Genomic DNA, 22,386 nt, shown 5'->3' on the forward strand with positions numbered 1-22,386 from the left:
TAGGGTATTTAAATTTATTAATTCTAGGAATTATAATCCCATGAAGTAAATTGTTGTTCTTACTAATTGTGAAACATATGATGACTCATTGTCATATCATGCACAAACAGTAACTAATTGTTCACCATCAACTTCAGTAATTTTTGTTAATGTTGCATCAAAGATTGAACCGAATGATGATCCGATTGTATCTCCTGAAACAATTTCTTGTGTATTAAATTTAATTGCTTTTGATAATTCAGCATCAGCTTTAATTGTTGCTTCAACAGTTGCATTAATTTCTTCAACAGTTGTTTTTTTGCTTAATTGTAAAGTAACATCTGTTATTGATCCTGTAATTGTTGGTACACGTAATGCGTATCCATCTAATTTACCTTTTAAGTTTGGTAATACTAATGAAACTGCCTTAGCTGCTCCAGTTGTTGAAGGAACAATGTTTCATGCAGCAGCACGCCCTCTTCTTAAGTCACCATGAGGTAAGTCTAATAATTTTTGATCATTTGTTACAGCATGAACAGTAACCATTTTTCCTTTAACAATTCCAAATTTTTCATCCATAATTTTTGCAACTGGTGATAAACAGTTTGTTGTACATGAAGCTCCTGAAATAATTACATCTTCTGCTGATAAGTTTTTATGGTTCACACCATAAACGATTGTTTTCATTTCTCCTGTTGCAGGTGCTGAAATAATAACTTTTTTTGCTCCAGCTGTTAAGTGTGCTGATGCTTTATCTTTGTCTGTGTAAAATCCTGTTGATTCGATTACTAAATCGATTCCTAATTTACCTCAAGGTAAATCAGCTGCATTTCTTTCAGCAAAGATTTTAATTTCTTTTCCATCAACAATAATTGAGTTATCTGTGTATGAAATTTTTCCTTCTTGGAATTTTCCTTGTGCTGAGTCAAATTCTAATAAGTAAGCTAATGTTTTTGTATCTGTTAAATCGTTAACAGCAACGATTTCAACTCCTTGGTTGAATAATTGTCTAAATGTTAAACGTCCAATTCTTCCGAATCCGTTAATTGCAACTTTTTTTGACATATATTTTATCCTCTCTTGTAATATCTATACATTAATAATTTTACACTCTTAAATAAAAAAGAACAATTTTTTCAAAAAATTCTTTGAAAAAATTATGTTCTTTTTGAGTGTTTTCCTGATAGTGTGAAAAATGTTGTTAAAGTTGTTATTCTTTCTTTTAATCTAGCTACTTTCATAAGTTCAATTTCTTTATTATTTTTACTTATATTGTAAATTTTATCTAATTCATATAGTGTAAAATTTGAAGATATAAAAGTAAGTTTTTTCCTATTCATTCTATAGTTTAAAATGATATATCATAGATTGTCTCTTGTTCAACTTGAAACCATTTCACCAGCAAAATCATCAATAAATAAAATATCAGATTTTTTCATTTGATCAATATAAGGAATTGGTGAATTAGAATTTCTACTAAATTGTTCTTTACATTTTTCTATTATGTCTGGTGCTGTACAAAAGAAAATTTTTGCTTCTCTTTTAGCTGCTTCATTAGCTAATGTTTTAAAAATTGTTGTTTTGCCAATACCAGGGTTACCATATAAATATATTCCTTTTATATTTTTTCTATCTAGATTTTTTTTATCATCAATATAATTGACAATCAATTTTCCTGCGTTCTGAATTGTTAATTCTCTCTCTTCAATCTCTTCTTCACTAAAAAAATTTTCAGTTCTTAAATCTTCTAAATAATTTTTAATTGTTTTTGGAAATTGATCAACGCTAAAATCTTTGTATATATAATTGTTTTTAATCGCTTGATTTTTATTTTCATATTCAAAATGAGCACAAGGTGTTGAACTTAAATAAAAATTTGAATTTTTAAAAGTCAAATCTAATTGCCTACCTCTAATTCTTTGTTTGCATTCTTTTAATGGCCCAATTGAACATTCAGTATAATCAGATACAAATTCAAATAAAATAATAAAATTTTCTTTCAAAACATCATCTGTTATTTTATAAATTTCATTTTTACTATTTTCAATTAATTTTGCAATAACTTTATTATCTTTAAAAATTTGAATATCCATATTTTACCTACCATTCTATATCAATGTTTTTTTCCATTACAAACTCACTTACTGGCTGATGTCTAGCATAAATTGAATTTTCTTTTGCTTCTTTTTCAATGTTCTTTTCATGCCTTTTACTTACATTTTTTAAATACATATAAAGTTCCTTTGTTGTTGATATTTTTTTAGCTTTTAAACTTTCTACTATTTTAACAACATAGTTATAAATAAACTTTTTATTGTTCTTTAAATATGAGTAACTTATTAAACAATTCAGTATACCATCTGATAAATTGTATTTTAATTTAAGAGAACTAATGATCTCAACTACATTTTGATCAGCTTCTACTCCCATGCATTTATTGTAAAAATTTATTCATTCAGTTGAATTAAAACTATTAATAACATTTATATCATCATCTGATAAATCAAGGCTAAAATTCTTTTTAATTAGTTCTTTTGATATTGCATTAAATTCTTTATTTAAATTAATTCAATCTATTTCATTAAATGTTTTTTTATAATTATTTATCATTAATTCAGCTATAAATTGTATGTCAAATTCTTTTTTTAATAATAAAGCATCTAAATTTGATTTTACACTTTCATTAATTTCAATTAACACACCTTTTCTAATCAATAAACCATTTAAATCAAATAAATTTAGTGATTGTTCACAAATATAAACTTCTTTTTTTGTTGTTTGCACAGCAGGTTCAATATCAATAAAATCAAGTTCATTTTCTTCGTTATTTTCAAACAAATCCTCTATTTCATAGTCTAAATCATCAATATTAAACTCTTTATTTTTAAATTGCAAATGAGCCAACTCAAAATTTTCTTCACCAACTTTTTTTAATAACCATGTTCTTGTTGCATCATTTTCAAAAAATTGTTTAGGAGATAACGGCAAATTTAATACAATAGCCATATTTCCACTTTTTTTAGATTTCAAACATTTAATCAATTTTAGTTTCGTCAACTTTCCTAAATTTTTCTTTAATTGTTTTTCTGATGAAGACGTTATTAGAGCAACCCTTTCTAACATAAACGGCGACGAATTAAGTTTTTTGCTTCAATTGCTCTCTAATATTAAAGTGTTGTATAAACCAATTGCTGAAGCTCCGATAATAGGTTGGTATAGATTAAGTAAAACTTCATGATCAACTTTTGTTAATTCTTTAGACCAATGAATTGAATATTTCCTGTTTAAAATGTTCATACTATACCTCCTTGATACAAATATAAATATAAAATAAAAAATATCAAAATTTTCAATAATTTTTATGGACTTTTTAAAGAAATTTTGTAGTGTTTATAAACTAAAAAAAAACCTATGTAAAACATAGATTAATTTTTAGTTTTCCACATATCAACAAGAAGCTATTGCTGACAAACTAAACAAAAATAAGTGCCTCGCCCTGCAACTTGTTTTTTAACTACTTTTGATCCACATTTATAGCATTCTTCATCTTTTCTCAAATGTACTTTTAATTCATGCTGAAATTGGCCTGTTTCACCATCTCCTGATTTATAACTATGTATTGAAGTGCCTTTTAAAGCAATTGCTTTTTCTAAAATTTTATTAGAACAAATAATTATATTATTCAGTTCTTTATCAGATAAAGATTTGGTTATTCTTTCTGGATGAATTCCAGCAGCAAATAAAATTTCATTTGCATAAATATTGCCGATACCACACAAAACACTTTGATCTAATATAAATGCTTTTATAACTGAATTGGACTTAATAGCTTTGTCTTTTAAATATTTTAATGGTGGTTCATTATTTAAAGGCTCTGGTCCCAATTTATCCATTCCACTTTTATCCAAGTATTCATTCTTATTTCAAATTTCAATTGTACCAAACTTTCTTGAATCATAATATTTCAGGAATTCTCCATTAGATAATTCAAACTGTAATCTTAAATGACTTTTATTATAAATATCAATTTCTTTCTTTGAAATACTTCACTTGCCTTCCATTCTTAAATGACTTATAATAATTTGTTCTGAGAGTTCAAACATTAAATACTTCCCATAATTTGATACACTTATTATTTTTTGATTAGATACTTTATTTAAAAAATCTTGAACACTATTTCTCCAAATCATTTTTTCAAAAAAACATTCTGCTTTCAAAATTGAAACACCTGCAACTTTTTTATTTAAAAATCTTGCAACAGATCGTACCTCTGGTAATTCTGGCATCTAAATCACTCCTTTTTTATTTTAATTCAAATCAATTTTTTCCCTTTGACATATTAACTTCAAGTTTTATTTGAACTTTATTTTTATCTTTTTCTACTAATAAAGCTAATTTTTTAAATGCATTTTTCATACAGCTTTCTACGATTTTAACCGCTTCCACTTTTTCATTTTCAAATATTTCAAAAATAATTTCATCATGAATCTGAGCAACCATGTAACTATTAAGGTTATTTTTTTTAAATTTATCAAATATGTCAATCATAGCAACTTTAAGTATATCTGCTGCTGTACCTTGAATAGGCATGTTAACAGCTATTCTATTACCAAAATTTTTAACTAAAAAATTATTTGATAATAGTTCACTTACTATTCTTCTTCTATTTGCATAAGTTTCAGCATATCCATTAACAGTTGCTTCTTTTACAAGACTATTTTTATACATCATAAGTTTTGGAAATGAGTTGTAATAATCTTTAATATATTCTTGGGCCTCTTTTATAGATATTTTTAAGTCATTGCTTAATCCAAAATCACTTAAACCATAGATTATTCCAAAATTAAATACTTTGGCAATTCTTCTTTGATCGCTAGTTATTTTTTCTTCATTTTTTAAATCAAAGATTTTTTTTGCTGCTTCTGCATGTACGTCTCTATCATTTTCAAAAATGCTTAATAAAGTGTCTTCTTCACCAAGTTGAGCTAAAACTCTTAGTTCAATTTGTGAATAATCAAAACTATAAAATTTTGTTTCGATATCTGATATAAAAATTTTACGAGCTTCTTTTTGCAATTCATCTTTTACAGAAATATTTTGAATATTTGGTTCAGACGAAGATAACCTCCCTGTGTAAGTCAAAGTTTGGTTAAAAATAGTATGAACTTTATTATCAGCAAAAATGAATTTTTCAAATCCACGTAAATAAGTTGTATAAAGCTTGTTAAGTTTTCTATGTTCTAAAAGTAAATTAATTACAGGATGTAAATGAACAATTTTTTCTAAAGCTTCTTTATCAGTACTTTGTTTTTTATTTGAAGGTAATCCTATTTGGCCAAACAATAATTCCTTAACTTGTTTAGGAGATGAAAAATTAAAATTCTCATCTATCTCATCTTTTAAGATAATTCTCATTTTATCTTCTAAATTTTCGATTAATGAAAGTGTTCTAGCTGTTTGCTTATCAAGTTCTAACTTGTCTACTAAAATACCTTTTTGTTCCATTTCAAATAAAACTTCAACTAGTGGTAATTCTATTTTTTCATATAAATTAAATTGTTTTTCACTTTTTAACTTATCAATAATTAGATTATAAGTTACCTTTAACATTTCTAACTTGCTGATAATAAAGTCTGCTTTTACATCTATATGTATTTCTTTATTTTGCTTTGCACCTTTGCCATATATTATTTCATCTTCTTCAATAAATAAATGAGTTTGAACTATATTTATTAAATTTTGAATTCTTGAAGTAATATTAGGATTTAAAACGTAAGCAGCAACCATAGCATCATAAATAAAACTATGATAATTAAAATCTATATTACTATTTTTTAAAAGTGTTGCTGTTTTTTTAATATCATAAGTTGCTTTTCTAAAATCTTTATTTAATAAAAATTGTTCAAATTCTTTATCGCCTTTTACTTTATTCAAGAAAAACATTCCCTTTTCGTTTGAAATAGCTATACCTAATATTTCACCTTTATGATAATTTTCATCAATTGATTCAATGTAAATAAAATTCATTTCAGATGAATAATCATTATTTCATTCTTCTAATTTCTTATAGCTTATTTTTTCTTTCAATCCTTCATCATCAGTTTTATTAATCATTCCGACTCTATTAGAAAGTCTCTTAACTAATGAAAACATCTCGTATTTTTCTAAAAAATTTATTAAGCCATTAAGATTTATATTAATAGGTTCAAAAATTAAATTTTCAATTTCTACTTCACAGTTTATCGTTGCTATTTCTTTACATAAAAGTGCAGATTCTTTTCCATTAATAAGTTTTTCTTGTAATTTACCTGAAATTGATTCTATGTTTTTATATATACCTTCAACAGTTCCATATTCTTTAAGCAATTTAATTGCTGTTTTTTCTCCAACACCTTCAACACCTTTTAAATTATCAGATGGATCTCCCATAAGTCCCTTTAAATCTATAACATTTGCGGGACAAACTTCTCATTTTTGTAAAAGTTCATCTACTCCAAATAATTCTAAATTAGATGTTCCAGTTTTTGGTAATAATATTTTTGTTTTTTCTGTAATCAGTTGAAACATATCTTTGTCGCTTGTTAAAATTTCTACTTCAAAATCTTCACAATGATTTTCAATTATCTTAGACATTGTTCCTATTAAGTCATCTGCTTCGTAATTTTCTTTTTCTCATCACAATATATTAGCTGAATCTAAAAATTCACGAACAATTTGAAATTGGGGAATTAAATCTTCTGGTGTAGCTGATCTACCTGCTTTATAATTTTCTAATTTGTCGTGTCTAAAAGTTTTTTTTGATTTATCAAAGGCTACTTTTACATCATAATAGTTTCTATCACTTATTAGACTTGTAAGCATATTTGCAAATGAATAAACAGCATTTGTTGGCAATCCATTGCTTGTTTTCAAAATAGGACCAGCATATGCACTTGCATAGTACGCTCTAAACAATAATGAATTACCATCAACTAATAAAATCTTTTTCATATTTCCCTCTTCTAAATTAAATTGGCTTAACTATATTTTCAAGTATACCTGTAATTTTATTTTTATATTTTTGTGTTTTAATTTTTAATACATAGTTTCGATTTGCAACTAAATCATATTGCAAGTTCTCAAAGTTAGATGCAAATACAGTTAAATCAATTGATTCTGTATCATCAAATACAGTTATAAAAGCCATACTATTTTGATTTTTATCTTTAATTACTCTAATGCCTGAAACTTGTCCAATTATATTTACATTATTCATATTTTCAACCAATTTATTGATGTCAGTAGGTTTAAAATATGCATTTTCATTTTTTAGTTTTGTTAATGGATTAGCAGAAATGTAAAAGCCAAAAACTTCTTTTTCATAATTTGATTCAAGTTCTTCATTTAATTGTTCTTCAAATAAATTTTCAATTTTTGTTTGCTTTTCTAAAGAAATATTTTCGTTAAACGCAATCATGGCACTAAAAATAAAGTCTTTATTAGCTACCATAGTTGATTTATTGTAACCAAAACAATCAAAACTTCCAGCTTTTGCTAAAAATGTATAATTTGATTCATTTAATCCTTTGTTTTTCATATAAAAGAAAAAATTATTTAAATCATCAAATAAATCTTCATGTTCATCAACAACATTATTTAAAGTTGATATAAAATCTCTACCTATTCCTTTAATTAATGTTAATGGCATGTAAATTCTATTTTCAGAGCTTGTATATGTTGACTTAATTAACGTTTTTTCTATTTTGTTACTAATTGGTTTAACCGATGGCTTAATAACTTCAATTCCAAATTGCTTCACTTCTTTAATATATTTGCTTGTTTTGCTTGGATTACCCATTACTCCATTTAATAATGCAGTATAAAATTCTGCTGGATAATGTGCTTTAAATCAAGCTAATCAATAACCAATATAAGAATAAGCAATTGCATGGGACTTATTAAAACCATATTTTGCAAATTGTTCAATTCAATTTCAAATAGCTGCTGCTTTTTTTTGTGAATAATTATTTTTGATAGCATTAAAAATAAACTCGTCTTTAACTTCCATCATATAATCAATTTGTTTTTTACCCATTGCTCTTCTAACAATGTCTGCTTTACCCAAAGAAAAATTACCTACATATTGAAGTATTTGCATTACTTGTTCTTGATACACGATAACACCATAAGTGGGCAATAGTATTTTTGCTAGACTTCTATCAACTAGCTTTACTTTTCTATTATTTTTACTGTTAATATACTCAGGAATCATTTCTTGTGGACCTGGCCTATATAAAGATGAAGCCGCGGCAATATCATTTATGCTATTTACTTTCATATCTATAATTAAATTTGTCATACCTTGTGATTCTAATTGAAAAATACCTGTTGTATTACCTTGTCTTAAAATTTCAAAAGTTTTACCATCATTTAAATCTATTTTTGAAAGACTTAAATCTTTTTTATGATTTATTTTAATAAGATCTAAAATTTCTTTTATTGTAGTTAAATTTCTTAAACCTAATAAGTCCATTTTTATTAAACCTATTTCTTCTAAGTAATTCATATCAAATTGTGTTTGATAAATTCCGTTTAAGCCCTGTCTAATTGGCAAAATGGTTCTTAAATCTACATCACTAATGATTATTCCAGCAGCATGGGTACCTGTTTGTCTTGGACACCCAATTAACTTTTCAACTAATTTAAAAATACTTTTAAATTCTTCTTTTTCACTGTATTCACGAATTAATTTCTGTGTCTTAATTATTTCATTGAAACTCAAATAATCATCACTTAATGATTTAGTTATAAGATTAACTAATTCCATATCAATTTGGTAAATTCTGCATGCATCTCTAAATGCTGATTTAAATGCAATTGTTTGGTAAGTTACAATTGTTGCGACATTATATTTACCATATTTTTCAAACAAATATTCAATAACTTCATCTCGTCTATTATCTTGAAAATCAATATCTATATCAGGCATAGTGACACGTTCAGGATTTAAAAATCTTTCAAAAAGTAAATTATACTCTATTGGATCAACTGTTGTAATTCTCAATAGAAATGAAACTAAACTTCCTGCAGCGCTTCCTCTTCCAGGACCAACAATTATGTCATTTTTTCTAGCATATGAAACATAATCATGAACAATTAAAAAATAATCAGCAAAACCTGTTTTTTCAATAACATCTAATTCTGTATTTAATCTTTCAATATATTCTGTTGGTATTGCTTGATTTTTTATATTTTTAAAATAATGATTTAAACCTGCTAAGCATTTCTGTTTTAAATATGAAAAGCTTGGCATGTTATCTGGCGCAACAAATTTCGCCATATGTTTTTTATTCTCACCAAAAATATCTAAGCTAACTTTATTAGAAATATAATTTCCAATTTTTTCTGTCTCAGAAAACACTTCAAGAACTTCATCAGCTCCTGGATATGCTTCATTTATTTTATAAGATTCTACAGCTTCATTAATTGTTAATCCATTTTTTAAAGCAAAAAGACCTCTATAATGTTCTTTTTCATTATCAAAGATATATCTGATTGTATTAAAAAATATTTTATTTTCATTTGTGTTTATAATTTCAGCATTATTAAAAAATAAATCTTTATCATTAACATTTGTTAATAAAAAAGTATTACTATCAATATTATTTTTAAGTAAGTTAAAAATTTGTTCTTCATTCAATTTTGTTTCATCATTTAGTTGAGAAGAAATTAAACATATATGTTCATAACCTATTTTATTTTTAGGAATCAAAGTTATTATTTTTTTATTTTCTAATTCTATTGATAATCCAATAATTGGTTTTATATTTTGTTCTAAAGCTTTCTTGAAAAATTCAGCTACCCCAAACATTGTTTTATTTTCACAATAAAACAAATATTCAAATTTTTCTTTTTTTGCAAAAGAAATATAATCATTAATTTTAATCAATGATTCTTGAAAATTATATACGCTACGCACATTTATTAGGGGTATAAAATTTGGCATTAATCCTCCTTATTAGTTTCTTCTGTAAAACTTCCTTTATGAAAAACAAATTTTTGAATTTTATTTTCCATTGTATAATCTAATAATTCATTTCATAAAATAGCATTTTCTTGATTTTCTGCCATTCATCTTTTTGGCTTTGTAACAGGTTGTTTTGGAACAAAAAGTGAGCACGCATCATCAAATGGTAAAATTGATGTTTCATATGATTCAATGAATTTTGATATTATTATTATTTCTTCTTTGTCATAAGTAAGTACTGGTCTTAAAATTGGCAAATCGCTTATTGAATTAATTACATCAATACTTTGAATTGTTTGAGAAGCAACTTGACCTAAACTTTCACCAGTTATTAAAGCTTCATGGCCATTTGCTTTAGCTATTAAATTGGCTATGCGCATAAACATTCTTCTCATGATTGTAATTTTGTAACTTTCTTCAGGTATGTGCTGTAATTCTTGTAATAAAGTTGAAAAATCACACACATATAAATTAAACTTTTTCGAATTATATTTTGAAACAATTTTTGCTAACTGAAAGACTTTCTCTAATGCTTCAGGAGAAGTATGTGGTGGTGTCATAAAGTGAATAAAATCGACATGCATACCTCTCTTCATTGTTAAAAATGAAGCAACTGGAGAGTCAATCCCCCCGCTTAACAAAGATAGTGCCTTACCGCTTACTCCAACAGGTAATCCTTTTAATCCTTCAATTCTTTTTGAAAAGATTTGAGTGCCATCTTTTTTTATAAGTACTTCAATTTTTAAATCTGGGTTATGCACGTCAACAACAAGATTATCAACAGCTCTTAAAACCATTGGTGCTAATGCTAATTTTAGCTCTGCGCTTGTCACTGGAAAACTTTTATCTTTTCTTGTTATTTCCAACTTAAATCTTTTATTTACTGAATTTTTAGCAATTTCAATGACCTTTTCAGCAATCTTGTCTAAGTTTTTTTCGCATTTTTCAATGACTGAAAGTGAATATATACCAAAAACTGTTTTTAATTCTTCTAAAACTTCATCAAGAATTTCATTTTCCACATCAATAACTAAAGAATTATTATCTTTAATAAATTTAACTTTTGATTGATCAATTTTTTTTAGTTTAAATTTTATATTATCTAAAAGTTTACTAATAAACATATGTTTATTGTTTCCCTTTAAAGTCAATTCACCATATCTTACTAATATACTTTTCATTTTTACCTAATTTCTATTTTAACTAACTGCTATATTTTGAGAGCTTAGTCTACTTAATATTGTTACATTATCTTTTAAACACTCTGTATAATTTTCTTGCTTTAATTTTTCTAAAGATTTTGCAATGCTTTTATCAATTGACTCAATTCCACCGAAACGATTTAAATATGATAAACTCACTTCTGCCAATTTTGCAAGATATATAGTTGATGCCATATCATTTTTTAAAATTGCAAAACTAACTATTTTTCCATCTAAGTATTCAATCATTTCATCAAATACTGATCGGACTAAAAAAGTCTCAGGATAATTTTTTAGATTTTTTTCTGATTTTTCTAATATTCTAAAACCTATGTTTATTTTTTCTTGAAAAGTTTTCAAAACTGATATGTTTGAATTTTTAGCAATCATGACTTCCATAACAGCTAAAACTTTTTTTAAACTCATATTTCTAGATTGAATTTCATTAATTATTTCTTCCTTAGATGTTAATTCAGCTCTAATTAATCTTAAATTTTCAAATGATAAAAATATCTTTGAAATTATATCCATTAGATTTAGCCCTTGCTTTGTGTAGTGAAGTTTTTGAACAGAGTTTTGACTTAATTCAAATTCTTTTAGCAAGTTAGTATATCTTTCTTGTTGCTCTTTAATTGTTTGCTCAACTGATAAAATTCTTGATCTAATAGCGTTTAAATTGCTGCTTGTTCCAAACTTTTTATTCAAGCTTCTAATATCTTTAAGAGCAACTATTTCATTAGAAACAGATGAAAAAGCATTTTTAATAACTTTTTGACTATTTTCAATAAACTGTTTAATTGAAGTTTCATATTTCATATTAAGTTCAAATATACGTATTTGAGATAAAAGTCTTTCCGAATTTTCATATGCTTTTTCGATGTTGATAGAGTAAATTTCTCTTTTAATAGTTTTTACTGAATTAGCATAAAAGTCAGAAATTGAATTAAACTGCGAAATCTTATTACTTTTCTGAACTTCATTACCTGTTGTACTTTGAAAAATAGAATTACGAATTTCTTCTAATTTATTTTTTAATTGTTGATCAACTAAATAGACTATTTTTTCAGTATGATCTAATATTAATATTAATTTTGAAATAATTTCATAGGCATCTTTCAAATTTGAGATAGCTTCATTATACTTTGCATTTTTTATATCAACACTAGCTGATTCAATGTATAAATTTAAATTGTTAAAAAAGTTTCCATTTAAAGTGTTTGGACTTCAAACATCATTTGAAATTCCATTTCCTGTTTTAATTAATGTCTTGATATTATTTGTTTCATGAACAACATTGATATATCAATCTCTTGCTATCTTTTGCATTTCTAAAATTTGTTCAATATTGTTAACTACATTTGCTGTATCTGTTTGCAAAATATCAGCTTTATAAAAAATTCTTTTAGCTTTTAAATAATTACTAATAGTTGGTTTTGGTCTATAACTGTTTTCATTAAACATTTGAGTAGTTTCAGTTGTCAAAGTTACAAATCTTTCTGCATAAATATTGTAATAATTTCTTAACATTATTAAAAAAGTACTTTCTAAATTTTTATTGTCTTTATTTTTAATATATATTCTGTAAATAATAATAATTTTTTTAAGTAAAGGAGATGAGTCAACATATGAAAGTTTTTTAGAACTTTCATATGTATATTCAACAGTTTTTTTGTAAAGGACTAAAGTTACAAGAGTACATATTAGTCCTAATATTGAAATCACTACTAATCCAATACCAACCATAAAAAGTGCTGTTGGTTTACTTGATAAAGTTGACATTAAATTCATGAAATCACCACTTTTCTACTATATATAATTATAACAAATATATTTAACACATTTGTTGTTGAAAGTAATGTACTTTATATATATAATATTAAAGTTATTGTTTATATTCTGCGGATGAATATTTATTAAAAACTGTTTACATATTAGTTATAAAAGTAACTCTTGGCAGTAAGAGCGAATCAGTAAACTGATTAGTAAAGAATTCATTAAAGACTATTTTTAATAACGCTATTTTTAAAAAGGAGATTAAGTATGTCAAGATATACAGGATCAACATTTAAAAAAGCAAGAAGATATGGTTTCTCAATTCTTGAGAATGGTAAAGAATTTAGCAAAGGTAAAAAAAGAGTAACAACTCCGGGTCAACATGGTAAAGACAAAGCTCGTTTAAAAATGAGCGGATATGGTGCTCAATTACAAGAAAAACAAAAAGTTAAATTTATGTATGGAATGACTGAAAGACAATTTAGAAATACATTTGCTAGAGCTAAAAAAGTTCATGGTGGAATTTTAGGGACAAACTTCCTAGTATTATTAGAATCAAGATTAGATAATATTGTTTACCGTCTTGGATTCGCAATGACTAGACAAGCTGCTCGTCAATTAGTAAACCACGGTCACATTTTAGTAAATGGTAAAAAATTAGACATTCCTTCATACCAAGTAAAACCAGGTGATTCAATTGAAGTTAAAGAAGCTATGAAGAAAAACGATAAAATTGCTGAAGCATTACAAAATAATGAATCAACAGTTGAATTCGTTAAAGTAGACAAAGCTAATTTAAAAGGTCAATTTGTTAGATTACCTGAGCGTCAAGAATTAAATGTAGAAATCAACGATGCTTTAATTGTTGAATGATACAACCGTTTAATTAAATAATAAAATTAAACAAATTAAAACACCAACGACTGATCGCTGGTGTTTTTTATTTTTCATTATATAAAACTCATCTTAAAGATGAGTTAATAATTTTGTTTTGAGAGAAAAAATAAAATGTAAATTTGATAATAAAAGTATATATAAATGAAAAGATTTAAAAACTGCTTTAGCAATTTTTATGCGGGGGGATAATTTCTTATCCCCTATTTTTATTATATATATATTTTTCCAAATGTTAAATATTTTTTTGGAATTTTTTATTTTATTTTTAATAAATAATATTTTTTCTTACCTTTTTTAACAATTATTTTATTATTTTTAATTAATTTAGTTTCTGACAAAATCATACTTTCATCAGAGACTATAACATCATTGAATGAAATAGCATTTGAATTAATAAACTCTCTTGCTTCCCTTTTTGAAGTTGCAGCATTGACTTTTATAATTGCATCAATTGCTGTAGTTGCTTTCTCTAATTCAACTGTTGGTATTGATTTAATTGCCAACTCTAAAAGTTCTTCATCTAAAGTTAAAATATTACCATTAAAAAAAGCTTCAGTTAATTTAATAGCTTTATTCAGTTCTTTTTCTCCATGAACAAATTTGGTAACTTCAGATGCCAATATTTTTTGCATTGATCTTAAATGTGGGGCTTCTTTATGTTTTATTTCCAATTTTGCAATTTCTTCTTGTGATAAGAATGTTAAAAATTTTAGCATTTTTACACAATCATTGTCATCTTGATTAATTCAAAATTGGTAAAAGTCATATACACTTGTTTTATTAGCATCTAATCAAACTGCTCCTGATTCTGTTTTACCAAATTTTTGGCCATCTGATTTTGTAAGCAAAGGGATTGTAAATCCGGCTGCTTCAGTATTTGCTGATCCAAGCCTTGTTGAAATATAATCAGTTCCACTTGTAATATTTCCTCACTGATCGCTTCCACCTATTTGTACCTTACAATTATGATTAGTATACAAATTATAAAAGTCATAAGCTTGTAACATAGTATATGAAAATTCTGTTACAGACAAACCAGTACTAATTCTAGTCGCAATTGAATCCTTGTTTAATAAATAACTAATATTAAAATCTTTTCCTACGTCTCTTAAAAAATCAATCAATGACATTTTGCCTAATCAATCAGCATTATTAGCAAATTTTACATCAGGTATTATACTTAAAAGTTGATTTTGAATTGCTGTAGCATGGTATTTGACTTGCTCATCACTCTGCAATTTTCTCTCATCTGCTTTAAAAGATGGGTCTCCTATCATTCCAGTACCACCACCTATTAATCCAATAGCCTGAAAACCAGCTTGATCAAATCTTTTAAGTGTTACTATCATCATTAAATGACCTACATGTAATGAATCAGCAGTTGGGTCAAAACCACAATAAACTGCAGCACCATCATTTTGTGCCTTTAATAATCTTTCTTCATTAGTGATTTGTTTTACTAGTCCACGTCATTCTAGTTCTTTAATTATATTCATAAATTCTCCTTATTTATTTTATTTTTTTTAAACGTTCAGAAGACATATTTTTTCTTCCAAATTTTGCTTGTTCTTTGCCATTAATTAAAACAGCATCACCAGTAAAATTATTGTCTATTTTTGCTAAATATCCACCAACTCCGTAAATATCAACTGGTGTATGATTAATTTCAAATTCTTTTATTTTTTCTTCTGTTAAACCTGATGAAACTATTATTTTTACATGTTTGTTCCCTGAATTATCAAGTGCATTTCTAACTTCTTTAATTAAATATTCATTAACTCCATATAAATTAGCATCAACAGGATACTTACTTTTGTTTTCTTCTAGGAATTTATCAATTAAATTTCCTGAAGTATCGATTCTAATTGCTCACAATTTTTCTTTAAAATAGTTTGCAACCTTAACAGCATCTCTAACACAATCATTGTTATAGTCGATAAGAGCTAATAAATTGCTTTCGGGGAAATTTCTATAAAAAGCTTCAGTTGCTTTTATTATATCTCCATCAAAAGCTTGAATAAGCGCATGTGGCATGGTTCCTGATGGTTTAGGTATTGTATTATCATCAATTAATTCCAATGAGGCTTCAGTTACAAAAAGTTTTATTCCTCCAACTCATGATGAATATCCATCATTTGCTAATGTTAGATATGAGTCAGCACGATCCATCATATTTAAAACTGGTTTACCATTAGCAGCAGACACTATTTTTTTTGAATTAGTTGCAATACATGAATTTCTTGCTAGTATCCCATCAATCATTCCTTCTAATCAACCAAAACTAGAATATTTCCCTTCAATTTTTAAAACTGGTTCATTTGAGTTTATAATGTCTCCATCTTTTAATGACCATATTTTTAAGTTTTTATAGTCTTTACATGCAAATTCTAATAGTTGAATAACTTCGCTTATACCGGATATTGTAATATTATTTTTTCTTTGAAAAAATTGCATAGTTACAACAGAATTAGGAAGTTCGTTTTCTATTATCAAACTTGTCTTTTTGAAATAATCAGCAATGTAATATCCATCTTTAATTTTTTTATCAAAATTTATTTTCTTCATAAATTATCCTTTGAACTCTTTACCTAGATTGATTTGATATTTTTCACTTAATTCAATTATTCCGTCTGAATTAAATTTGCCTTCTTCAATCCCTAATTCTTTAGCACTACATAGCATACCTTCAGAATCAAAACCTCTAAGTTTACCTTTAACGATTTGCACTCCGTTTGGCATTCAGCTTCCATCAGTGGCAACAACAACATAGATTCCCTCTCTAGCGTTTTTTGCTCCACATACAATTTTTAATACCTCTGATTTTATATCAACTTCACAAGCACTTAAATGTGTATCAGGAATTTTGTTACACTTAATAATTTTTCCTACAATGAATTGAGGCAAATTTTTAAGTACTATCACATCTTTTAACTCATAACTAATATACTCATAAATCTCAGGTTCATTTATAATAAAGTTTTTATTTATTTCTTTTTTAACATCAAAAATATTAATACCTACAATGTTGTTTTCATTTTTTAAAATAAGTACATTATTTATTTTTTCTGATGCTGTTATTGGTTTATTATTGAAAGCAAGCATTAAACAATTAAATTGCTTATTATAAAAGACTCCAAATTTTGTATTCATATGTTCACCCTCTATTTTAATAATTTTATTAATATTATATAATTAAGTTATTAAAAAAGCACTACAGGAGGTTAGATTATGAAAATAGCTATTTTAACTGACTCATCTTTTGATGGGAATTTAAAAAGTTTTAAAGATTTGTACCAAGCTCCTCTATTGATTGTTGAAGAAGATGGTACAACGCATTTTAGTGATGATAAGTTAGATGATAACTTTTTTTATGACTTATTAGATAAGCAGGTTTTAAAGACTGCACAAACCACACCAGGAGAAATGTTAAAAGTTTGAGATGAACTTTTAACTGAGTATGATCAAATAATTTTCTTGCCTTTATCAAAAGGATTAAGTGGTCAATTCAACACTTATAGAATGTTAAGTGAAAATGAAGAAGAATATAAAGGGAAAGTTTTTGTTTGTGACACTAACGGAGTAAGTATTATTAACCAAGAATTTGTAAAAAAAGTAGCCTTTTGAATTGCGCAAAATAAAAAAGGATTTGAAATAATGGAACTTGTATCAAAATCAAATGAAGATTTCATTGGTTATATTATTCCAAAGACTTTGGACACGTTAAAGCGTGGAGGAAGAATAAGTCTTGCAGCTGCTAGCTTAGCAAAAATGCTAAAAATTGTACCAATACTTAGATACGATGGAAAAATAGATAAAGAAGCTACAGCAAGAACTTTTAAAAAAGCTATTAATGAAGCTTTAGATTTAATTAAGAAAAATGCAAAAGGTGTTAAAACTGTTGATATTTCTTATTCAAGAATGGATCCAGAAACACTAACAGAAGTTGTAAAAATAATTGAAGAAAAAGGATTTACTATAAATTTAAAAAGTCAGATAACAAGTGTTATTGCAGCACACACAGGAAAAGAAACATTGGCTATTGCCGCATGAAAGAAATAGGAGGATTTATGAAAATAGTTATTTTATTAGACAGCTCGGGAACTAACTCATCAGAAAAAATTAAAAATAAAAATATTGATGTTTTACCACTGCACTTTACTTTTCCAAATGGAACAGACATGTTAGATACACCAAAAGAAGTAAAGGAAAGAGAAATTATAAAACTTATTTCAGAAGGAGTTGATATTAAAACAAGCCAAGCTAGTCCTGGAGAAGTTGAAAATAAATATGATGAACTTTTACAAACTTATGATCATGTTTATCATATACCTATTACTGGAAACTTATCAAGTATGCTACAAACTGCTATGATGGTCTCAAGAGATGAAAAATATATTGGGAAAGTAACAGTTTATGAAAATTTAAACATTGCTGCCCAAGCAATTGAACAAACAGCATTATACATTTGTAAACTTATTGAAGAAGGCAAAATTACAACGCCAGAACAAATTACTGAAGCAATCAAAGAATATGAAAAAACAATGTATATTGCTATCCTTCCGGGAGATCTTAAAAGATTAACTAGCGGTGGGAGAGGCAAAAAAGCAGTTACAACAGTTTTAAACCTTTTAAAAACTAAAGTCTTAATTAAGTGAGAAGCAGAACCAAAAAAAGAAGCAATGGGAAGAACAATTCATTCAATTATGGATAGAATAATTAAAGTTTACAATGAAAATTATAAAACGGGTTATGAAATGGTATTTGTTAGAACACCTTTGACAGCTTCAAAAATTTATGAAGCTGCTAGAAATGCATTGGTTGAAGGAAAAGTAAATTTTTCAGAAGAATTGGTACCTAATATTTACACAGCTCATGCTGGTGTTGATACAATAGCATTCATTATTACTAAAAAAATATAAAAAAATGTCTTTTAAAGACATTTTTTTATATTGAATATAGCACTTTTATTATTATAAAAATATATCGCACTAATTTCTTTAATTGGCAGAGGTAACAAGACTTGAACTCGTGACACTCGGTTTTGGAGACCGATGTTCTACCAACTGAACTATACCTCTAAAAAAGTACTCTATTAATGAGCACCTTGTTTTTATAATGGCAGGGGCAGCAAGACTCGAACTCGCGACACTCGGTTTTGAAGACCGATGTTCTGCCAACTGAACTATGCCCCTATTAAACACTTAAATATTATAAATAAAAAAATGTAATTTTTCAATCTTAATATTCAAAGCGCTAATTTCTTTTTTTGTTACAGCGTTCACAAATAACATGCAGCTCTATTTTAAGGTGCTCAAGTTTTTGGCTTTTATCTACAATTAATGTTTTAAACTCATCAAAATTTATATTTTTAATTTTTTCTGTTGAAACATGTTCTATATTCCCACATTTATCACATTTAATATGTGCAGATTTATTAGTTGAAAGTTCGTATCAAATATTTTTACCATCAAACGTATTTGATGATATTATGTGTTCCTTTAATAATAAATCCATAGTATTATAAATACTCGCTAAATTAACATTTGATAAATTTTTCTCAAGTTTAAGAGTTAATTGTTGTATATTGATATGTTCTGAAATAATAATAAGCTTAATAATATTAGATCTTATCTCAGTTATTTTTATTGATTTTACTTTTAACTGATCAATAATTTCATTGTATTTAGCTTGTTGAGCTTTTTTTAACTTTAACATAATTACTTTGTTAACTCTGCAATAACATTTTCTAAGTCTTTTATTGTTTTGATTTCTAAAAGTTTATCATCTGGAACAAATATTGAAAGACGATCCTCTAGAATTGTAATCATATCCATTAAATCTAATGAATCAAGACCAATTGATGAAAATTGAGTTTGAGTTGTCAAGTTTCCTTTAGCACCTTTGCTTTTTAATTCTTTAATAATTTCGTTATGTATATTCATTTTTAATCACCTAAACAAATTATATCATTTATTGGCCTTTTTCTAATTGGTAAAATCACTTATAATGTTTGAATTCATTTCATATATCTACTATAACTTTATTTTCTTCAAAATCAAAACTTATATTTTCTATATGAGATTGATTTTCAATTTTTAGTAAAAATGCGCTGATAAATTTATCATTGTCTATATCACCATTTTTATTTATGAATGTGTGCCATTCATTATCATTAAAAGTAACTTTTTTTATGTTTAAATTATCAACTTGATTACGACCAAAAAAGTTTGCATTAATAATTGCAAAATATAAACTTAAAAGACCTGATGCTAAAAGAACTAAAATTATGACTTGTTTAAGATACTTCATATAATTTTAATGCCTCCTTGATTTCATCACTAGTTAATAAAATTAGAATGTTTCAAAATTCTGAGTTAAATTTATATATAAACTTATTGCTTTTAATAATTTCAAATTTTAATGAATCAATCAACTGAAAATTAGAATAAGATTTTATTGGAATAGGAAATATTAAATTTTCTCCAAACACTTCAAGATTGAGATTTATTGATTGCTTTTTACTTCAATTAAAAGGATTAAAATAAAGTCCTTTTTCTCCTTCATTCAAAATAACTTTTTTATTTTTTTCATCTAACAAAGATTTTTCTAAATATACAACCTTATATACTCCTAAACTTTCCAAAAGTTTAGGTTCAAAATTACCAGCGTAATAATTCTTAAATTGTATTTCATCATTTAATTTAAAATCATTTAGTTTTACAGCTGGAAAAATTTTATTATTTTTAATTTGTTGTATTTCATACATTAGCAATTGATTATGATTTATTAAGTGCTGATTTTTTTCAGCAAAGTTTATATTTATTTCTGAAAATTCATCATAATATTTATTAACTTCAAGATTATTGAATTTTAAGTTTACATTAGCTTCTAAAAGACATTCAGAAGTTCACATTTTATTTTTGTTTTTTATATCATAATAAGTTAAATAATTAACTAAATTTATATTTATTTCATCATCTTTTTTAACAAACTTAGGATTTATTTTAATAATTCCTTTTGACCTATAATTTAATGTATTGAAATCATGACTTAAACCAAAAGTCAAATTTATATAATGTTCTTGCTTAAGTGCTACAGGTATCTCAAACTCAAAAAATAATTTGTTTTCATTATCAATTAAGTAATTTTTTGAAATTGCTGTAACTGGTTTTATTTCTTTTAAATCAGACGTATAAAGTTTAAAATCTAAATTTGCAATATTGTATTTCTCCTTATATTGCGATAAGTCAGCCATATTTGGATTTAAGTTTAAACATACAAGCATTTTATAATAGCTATTTTTGTTTATAGTATAAGGTTTATTAAAAAAGACTATTTCTGGTGATAAAAAAGACTGGTTGCTATTTGAAATAATATTATCAACAATAATATCTGTATTTATTTTTTGTTCTGACTGAATTATCATTTTGCTCACCTCATTTATAATTAAGCAAAAATACAAAAAAAATAAGATGATAATACATCTTATTATTATTTTTAATTAAGCGATAGCTTGTTTAGCTTTTTGATAAGTTGCATCTAAAGCATCACATGATTTTTTAAATGCTTCTTGTTCTGCGGCAGTTAAATCTCATTCAATAATTGTTTCTCATCCTTTTGATCCTAAAATTACAGGAACTCCAGTGTAGAAACCTTTTTGTCCATACTCACCATTTAATTTAGCACCAACCATAAATGTTGTTTTTTCATCTCTTAAAATTGCTGCTGAAATAGCTGCTAAACATACACCAATTCCATAGTAAGTAGCACCTTTACGTTCAATAATTTCATATGCCATTCTAATAGCTCTTGTTCAACATTCTTCTAAATCAGCATCAGTAATTTTTCCTTCAGCTAAGTATTTGCTTATTGGTTGTCCCATAACTGTCGCTTTTGAGTAAGCAGCAACTGATGAATCACCATGTTCTCCCATAATGTAAGCATTAACTGATTTTGGAGCAACATTTAATTTTTCAGCAACTAATCTTCTTAATCTTGCTGAATCAAGAGTTGTTCCAGCTCCAACTACTGAATGCTCATCATAACCAGTTACTTGTTGGTAAACAGTTGTTAAAACATCACATGGATTCGAAGCAATAACTGTCACTCCATTAAATCCTGATGCTTTAATTGCTTCAGCGATTCCTTTCATAATTCTTGAGTTATCTGCAATTAATTCTAATCTTGTTTCACCAGGTCTTTGAGGACGTCCAGCAGTAATAACAATTAAATCAGCATCTTTACAGTCTTCATAAGTTCCAGCTTTAATAGTAAATGGTTTGTCTAAAACAGCCATTGTATCTTGAATATCAATTGCATTTCCTTCTGCAGCTTTTGTATTAACATCAATTAATACGTATTCTTCAGCTAAACCTTGATTAACTGCTGAATAAATAAATGACATTCCAACTGCACCAGTACCAACTAATACAACTTTATTTGAAGTTTTTTTCATATTTAAATTCTCCCTATTAATTTCTCTCTACTAAATAATTATATTCTCTATAAGAATAAAAATTAAGCATTTTT

General features: G+C 26.1%; 19 protein-coding genes and 2 tRNA genes. 3 read left to right on the forward strand and 18 right to left on the reverse strand.

Features of this window, described 5'->3' with window-relative positions; all coding sequences use genetic code 4:
- Nucleotides 1-30: 30 nt before the first annotated feature.
- The 8 genes from gap to MTABA_RS03310 form a co-directional block, all read right to left on the reverse strand.
- Nucleotides 31-1,044, reverse strand: a complete 1,014-nt coding sequence (gap, locus tag MTABA_RS03275) for a type I glyceraldehyde-3-phosphate dehydrogenase (RefSeq protein ID WP_100679741.1) — start codon at nucleotides 1,042-1,044, stop codon at nucleotides 31-33.
- A gap of 92 nt (nucleotides 1,045-1,136) precedes the next feature.
- The gene (locus MTABA_RS03280) at nucleotides 1,137-2,072 is read right to left on the reverse strand and encodes an AAA family ATPase (RefSeq protein WP_100679742.1); all 936 of its coding nucleotides are present in this window, start codon (nucleotides 2,070-2,072) and stop codon (nucleotides 1,137-1,139) included.
- A gap of 7 nt (nucleotides 2,073-2,079) precedes the next feature.
- Nucleotides 2,080-3,276 carry a DnaD domain protein gene (locus MTABA_RS03285; RefSeq protein WP_100679743.1) on the reverse strand — a complete coding sequence of 399 codons (1,197 nt, stop codon included), beginning with the start codon at nucleotides 3,274-3,276 and terminating at the stop codon, nucleotides 2,080-2,082.
- Nucleotides 3,277-3,437: 161 nt separating this feature from the next.
- Complete coding sequence (gene mutM, locus MTABA_RS03290) at nucleotides 3,438-4,265, reverse strand: DNA-formamidopyrimidine glycosylase (RefSeq protein ID WP_100679744.1); 828 nt, start codon at nucleotides 4,263-4,265, stop codon at nucleotides 3,438-3,440.
- A 16-nt stretch (nucleotides 4,266-4,281) separates the two neighbouring features.
- Nucleotides 4,282-6,969, reverse strand: a complete 2,688-nt coding sequence (gene polA / locus MTABA_RS03295; protein ID WP_100679745.1) for a DNA polymerase I — start codon at nucleotides 6,967-6,969, stop codon at nucleotides 4,282-4,284.
- A 16-nt stretch (nucleotides 6,970-6,985) separates the two neighbouring features.
- Nucleotides 6,986-9,964, reverse strand: coding sequence for a DNA polymerase III subunit alpha (gene dnaE, locus MTABA_RS03300; RefSeq protein ID WP_100679746.1), 2,979 nt, complete (start codon nucleotides 9,962-9,964; stop codon nucleotides 6,986-6,988).
- The gene (gene thiI, locus MTABA_RS03305) at nucleotides 9,964-11,166 is read right to left on the reverse strand and encodes a tRNA uracil 4-sulfurtransferase ThiI (protein ID WP_100679747.1); all 1,203 of its coding nucleotides are present in this window, start codon (nucleotides 11,164-11,166) and stop codon (nucleotides 9,964-9,966) included. The genes dnaE and thiI overlap by 1 nt, the downstream gene beginning before the upstream one ends.
- An 18-nt stretch (nucleotides 11,167-11,184) precedes the next feature.
- Nucleotides 11,185-12,975, reverse strand: a complete 1,791-nt coding sequence (locus MTABA_RS03310) for a hypothetical protein (protein WP_100679748.1) — start codon at nucleotides 12,973-12,975, stop codon at nucleotides 11,185-11,187.
- A gap of 252 nt (nucleotides 12,976-13,227) precedes the next feature.
- Here MTABA_RS03310 and rpsD point away from each other — a divergent pair, with 252 nt between their 5' ends.
- Nucleotides 13,228-13,854, forward strand: coding sequence for a 30S ribosomal protein S4 (gene rpsD / locus MTABA_RS03315; protein WP_100679749.1), 627 nt, complete (start codon nucleotides 13,228-13,230; stop codon nucleotides 13,852-13,854).
- A 257-nt stretch (nucleotides 13,855-14,111) separates the two neighbouring features.
- On the opposite strand, the gene tyrS is transcribed toward rpsD, so the two are convergent.
- Genes tyrS through ytpR form a run of 3 tightly spaced genes read right to left on the reverse strand, consistent with a single transcriptional unit; the run spans nucleotide 14,112 to nucleotide 17,007 of the window.
- On the reverse strand, nucleotides 14,112-15,353 hold the full coding sequence (gene tyrS, locus MTABA_RS03320) for a tyrosine--tRNA ligase (RefSeq protein ID WP_100679750.1): 1,242 nt from the start codon (nucleotides 15,351-15,353) through the stop codon (nucleotides 14,112-14,114).
- A 13-nt stretch (nucleotides 15,354-15,366) separates the two neighbouring features.
- Nucleotides 15,367-16,422, reverse strand: coding sequence for a nicotinate phosphoribosyltransferase (locus tag MTABA_RS03325; RefSeq protein ID WP_100679751.1), 1,056 nt, complete (start codon nucleotides 16,420-16,422; stop codon nucleotides 15,367-15,369).
- Nucleotides 16,423-16,425: 3 nt separating this feature from the next.
- On the reverse strand, nucleotides 16,426-17,007 hold the full coding sequence (gene ytpR / locus MTABA_RS03330; RefSeq protein WP_100679752.1) for a YtpR family tRNA-binding protein: 582 nt from the start codon (nucleotides 17,005-17,007) through the stop codon (nucleotides 16,426-16,428).
- A 78-nt stretch (nucleotides 17,008-17,085) separates the two neighbouring features.
- Here ytpR and MTABA_RS03335 point away from each other — a divergent pair, with 78 nt between their 5' ends.
- Entirely contained in the window at nucleotides 17,086-17,916 is an 831-nt protein-coding gene (locus MTABA_RS03335) for a DegV family protein (protein ID WP_100679753.1), read from the forward strand.
- Between the two features lie 8 nt (nucleotides 17,917-17,924).
- A complete protein-coding gene (locus MTABA_RS03340) occupies nucleotides 17,925-18,776 on the forward strand; it encodes a DegV family protein (protein WP_100679754.1) in 852 nt (283 codons plus the stop codon).
- A gap of 83 nt (nucleotides 18,777-18,859) precedes the next feature.
- Here MTABA_RS03340 and MTABA_RS03345 read toward each other — a convergent pair.
- The 7 genes from MTABA_RS03345 to MTABA_RS03375 form a co-directional block, all read right to left on the reverse strand.
- Nucleotides 18,860-18,935 (reverse strand) — tRNA-Trp (locus MTABA_RS03345).
- A 38-nt stretch (nucleotides 18,936-18,973) separates the two neighbouring features.
- Nucleotides 18,974-19,049, reverse strand: a tRNA-Trp gene (locus MTABA_RS03350).
- Nucleotides 19,050-19,110: 61 nt separating this feature from the next.
- Nucleotides 19,111-19,572, reverse strand: a complete 462-nt coding sequence (locus MTABA_RS03355) for a Fur family transcriptional regulator (protein ID WP_100679755.1) — start codon at nucleotides 19,570-19,572, stop codon at nucleotides 19,111-19,113.
- Between the two features lie 2 nt (nucleotides 19,573-19,574).
- Complete coding sequence (locus MTABA_RS03360; protein ID WP_100679756.1) at nucleotides 19,575-19,799, reverse strand: acyl carrier protein; 225 nt, start codon at nucleotides 19,797-19,799, stop codon at nucleotides 19,575-19,577.
- Between the two features lie 28 nt (nucleotides 19,800-19,827).
- Nucleotides 19,828-20,166: a hypothetical protein gene (locus MTABA_RS03365; protein WP_100679757.1), complete on the reverse strand. Its 339-nt coding sequence runs from the start codon at nucleotides 20,164-20,166 to the stop codon at nucleotides 19,828-19,830.
- Nucleotides 20,153-21,283, reverse strand: coding sequence for a hypothetical protein (locus MTABA_RS03370; RefSeq protein WP_100679758.1), 1,131 nt, complete (start codon nucleotides 21,281-21,283; stop codon nucleotides 20,153-20,155). Before MTABA_RS03370 ends, MTABA_RS03365 begins: the two co-directional genes overlap by 14 nt.
- A 75-nt stretch (nucleotides 21,284-21,358) precedes the next feature.
- A complete protein-coding gene (locus tag MTABA_RS03375; protein ID WP_100679759.1) occupies nucleotides 21,359-22,312 on the reverse strand; it encodes an L-lactate dehydrogenase in 954 nt (317 codons plus the stop codon).
- Nucleotides 22,313-22,386 lie beyond the last annotated feature (74 nt).

This window comes from Mesoplasma tabanidae (assembly GCF_002804025.1).
GTDB lineage: Bacteria > Bacillota_I > Bacilli_A > Mycoplasmatales > Mycoplasmataceae > Mesoplasma > Mesoplasma tabanidae.